Annotated in this window: 1 pseudogene; it reads right to left on the bottom strand. The window is 29.8% G+C overall.

Features of this window, described 5'->3' with window-relative positions:
• Positions 1-302, bottom strand: a pseudogene (locus U881_RS12575) (DUF244 domain-containing protein); the annotation flags it as partial.

Raw genomic sequence — 302 nt, 5'->3', positions numbered from 1 at the left:
TCTCCATGTTCCCGAATAAATTCATCAAATAAGAAATTCTCTAATACTTTACCTTTTCTCATACTTAAACTGTCTTTAAATGGCACTTCTCTGTCTAACAATTTAAGTACTTTTGTTATTATAAATTCATTCAAACTTTCTTCGCCAATAAATATGCTCCCAACTTCACTTGCACCAACTCGGGTTAAAGCTTCTCTTTGTTTACTAAAATCATCTTTGCTATTGAACTTAAAACATTCATGTTTTCTAATACCAGGTATTTTACGTCCTATTTTACTTATTTTGCTTGGATTCTTTTGTTT

The organism is Borrelia persica No12 (assembly GCF_000500045.1).
In the GTDB taxonomy this organism is placed as follows: Bacteria; Spirochaetota; Spirochaetia; order Borreliales; family Borreliaceae; genus Borrelia; species Borrelia persica.
This window is presented reverse-complemented; position numbering and strand designations above follow the sequence as displayed.